The organism is Streptomyces sp. NPDC001880 (assembly GCF_053594575.1).
Map to the genome: position 1 here is coordinate 1 of NZ_JBSFET010000233.1, position 2857 is coordinate 2857.

General features: G+C 65.6%; 4 protein-coding genes and 1 pseudogene. 4 read left to right on the forward strand and 1 reads right to left on the reverse strand.

Annotated elements, in window-relative coordinates; translation table 11 throughout:
- Window positions 1-593: 593 nt before the first annotated feature.
- Together ACWCQ6_RS36690 and ACWCQ6_RS36695 are read left to right on the forward strand one after the other, a co-directional pair.
- A pseudogene (locus ACWCQ6_RS36690) lies at window positions 594-827 on the forward strand (IS110 family transposase); the annotation flags it as partial.
- Window positions 828-885: 58 nt separating this feature from the next.
- A complete protein-coding gene (locus ACWCQ6_RS36695; protein WP_451096767.1) occupies window positions 886-1335 on the forward strand; it encodes an N-acetyltransferase family protein in 450 nt (149 codons plus the stop codon).
- 65 nt (window positions 1336-1400) lie between these two features.
- Here the strand turns inward: ACWCQ6_RS36695 and ACWCQ6_RS36700 are convergent, their stop codons facing one another.
- Complete coding sequence (locus ACWCQ6_RS36700; protein ID WP_451096769.1) at window positions 1401-1529, reverse strand: hypothetical protein; 129 nt, start codon at window positions 1527-1529, stop codon at window positions 1401-1403.
- Window positions 1530-1534: 5 nt separating this feature from the next.
- On the opposite strand from ACWCQ6_RS36700, the gene ACWCQ6_RS36705 reads away from it, so the two are divergent.
- Window positions 1535-2119: a DinB family protein gene (locus ACWCQ6_RS36705; protein ID WP_451096773.1), complete on the forward strand. Its 585-nt coding sequence runs from the start codon at window positions 1535-1537 to the stop codon at window positions 2117-2119.
- Between the two features lie 59 nt (window positions 2120-2178).
- The coding region (locus ACWCQ6_RS36710; RefSeq protein ID WP_451096771.1) for an IS701 family transposase at window positions 2179-2857 on the forward strand (679 nt) is incomplete at its 3' end.

The window sequence follows — 2857 nt, forward strand, 5'->3', positions numbered from 1 at the left end:
TCCCCAGCGCCAGAACCAGCCCGAGCGGCACCAGTACCCAGGCCGCGACTCTCAGCCCGCTGCCCACTCCCCGCTGCTGCATGAACACCCCTCCCCTGAGCCGCCCGAGGCCGGGCGAACCAGCAGAGGCTAAACGGTCTCGGGACAGGAACGCACCTCACTCCCAAGACCGCACAGGCCGGTGGAGCCTTGGGCCCAGTCAAGTGCTGGCGCAGGGGCCTGGAGCACCAGTTCGGAAGACGCCGTATGCAGACCGCGGCTGACCGACGGAATTGTTCGGCGATGCCCTCGCTGCGCACGGCGGTCTGGTCGTGCATGCGACCGGGCCGGACCACACCGCTGAACAGGGTGCGGCCCTGGCCGTCGCTAAAGATCGTGGTCTTGATCGTGTTCCTTACCTTGCTGGATGGGTTCCTTCCGGTCATTCGTAGGATCGGGAGGCCCAGGGGTGCTGGGTATGGCTCATGGTGTTCCTGCCCTCGGTGGCTGAAGCAGATTGGCCGCCCGGCTCCCCGCGACGACTCGGCCGCTAATTGGGATGCGCGAGTGGATCGCTGTGTAAGGACACGTCGGCGAGGTCGTCTGCTGGGTCCATGAACAACACGTCGACGGAGGTACTCGTGCCTGATCTATGGGCTGGTACGGATGCGGGGAAAGCTCATCATCACTGTGTGGTGATCGATGCCGACGGTACGAAGCGGCTGTCACGACGAGTGGCCAATGACGAGACCGAGCTGCTGGAACTCATAAATGACGTCCTGGAGTTGAGCGAGGACGTCACTTGGGCCATCGACCTGAACGCGGGCGGGGCCGCCCTTGCCATGTCACGGGCAGGCCGGCACTTTCGCTCCTCAAACGGGCAGGGTGCCTGCCATGATCTGTGTCATGCGCACACAGATCACATCGGCCGAGTCGACCGACATCCACCAGGTTCTTGCTGATCGCCACCGATACTGGGGAGACCGCGATCTTCGGCCCCTGCACCTTTTCGCATTGGTGCAAGAGTTCGGTGAAACCTGTCTGGTCGCCCGAGCCGAGGACGGAATCCACGGTTACGTCATCGGGTTCGTCACCCCGGCCGGCGCCGGGTACGTACACCTGATAGCTACTCGGGACGACGCCCGCGGCACCGGTCTCGGGCGCCGTCTGTATGCGGCGTTCGCTGACGCCGCGCATCGCCAGGGCGCGCTGCGATTGAAGGCGATCACCTCACTCGGAAACGCCGACTCGATCGCATTTCATCGCCGTCTCGGTTTCGACGCGACGGTCGTCGATGACTACAACGGCCCCGGCCAGGCCATGGTCGTCTTCCATCGCGTTCTGCCGTTCGGCTGAGCACAGCCCTGAGGGTCAGCCCGTCCCATCACAGGCAATCGCTCCCCACGTCGTAAGAGGTTGTCTCACGTGGCAAGTTTCGCGAGCTTCTTGTAGCAGTTCAGGGCGGCGGCCATGGCCAGGCCTCGGCTCTGCCAGTCGTTGCGGACCACGTACGGGATCTTGAGACCACGAGCAGCCCATGGCAGGCTCATGCCGCATGATCGATGAATTTGCGAAAGACAACCTGTACGGGAGACTGCGGCGGGACCGCAAGGCGCTGCTCTGGAAACTCGACGGCTTGTCCGAATACGACGCCCGCCGACCTTTGACAGCGACCGGGACCAACCTCCTCGGCCTGGTCAAACACGTGGCCACCGTCGAAGCCAGGTACTTCGGCGAGGTCTTCGACCGCCCTTCCCCGGAACCGCTGCCCCGGTGGCAGGAATCCAACGGCAGCGATCTATGGGCGACCGAGGGCGAGACCCGCGATCAGATCATCGGGTTCTACCGGCGCACGTGGGAACACTCGGACGCAACGATCAACGAGCTTCCCCTCGACGCCCCCGGCCACGTGCCGTGGTGGCCGGAGCCTTATGCCGACACGAACTTGTTCGCCATCCTGGTCCATGTCCTCGGCGAGTCCATCCGGCATGCCGGGCACGCCGATATCCTGCGCGAGGGCCTCGACGGCCGGACCGGGTTGCGCGCCGAACACGAGAAGCAGATCGATGAGGAAGCCCGTGCAGCCTACTGCGCGAAGATCGAGCAGGCTGCCAGGTCGGCCGCACCCGTCAAGGCTTAGTACTCCAGCAGCGGTTCGTGTCCTGAGCTGGTGGTTGTCGTTGTCCTGGCATGGAGGGAATGGCTGAAGTCGCTTGCTGGACTGCCGAGTTGGATTCAGTGTTCGCCCGGGTGGCGGGCCGGTTCGCTCGGGCGGATCTGCGCTGGCGTATGCGGGACTATGTCCGCGGCCTGCTGGAGCGGGCGACACGCAAGAACGGCTGGCAGCTCGCGGAATGGGCGGGGCACCGCACTCCGGACGGTTTCCAGCGGCTGTTGAACAGCAGCGCCTGGGACGCGGACGCCCTGCGCGACGACGTCCGTGCCTACGTCGGCGAGTCCCCTGGCCCCGGTGGTGTGCTGATCATCGACGACACCGGGTTCGTCAAGAAGGGCACCACCTCGGCCGGGGTGGGCCGGCAGTACACCGGCACCTCGGGGAAGATCGACAATTGTCAGATCGGCGTGTTCGCCGCCTATGCCACCGGTTCGGGCCGGGCCCTGGTCGACCGGGAGCTCTACCTGCCGAAGGCCTGGACCTCCGACCGCGAGCGGTGCCGGACGGCGAAAATCCCTGACGAACGCGGCTTTGCCACCAAGGGCGAGCTGGCCCGGGACATAGTGCGCCGCTGTCTGGCCGCCGGCCTGCCGGCCGCCTGGGTCACCGCAGACGAGGCATACGGGCAGGACTGGAACTTCCGCCGCCTGCTCGAGCAACTCGGCCTGGGCTACGTCGTCGCGGTGCCCAAGTCCCAGCAGG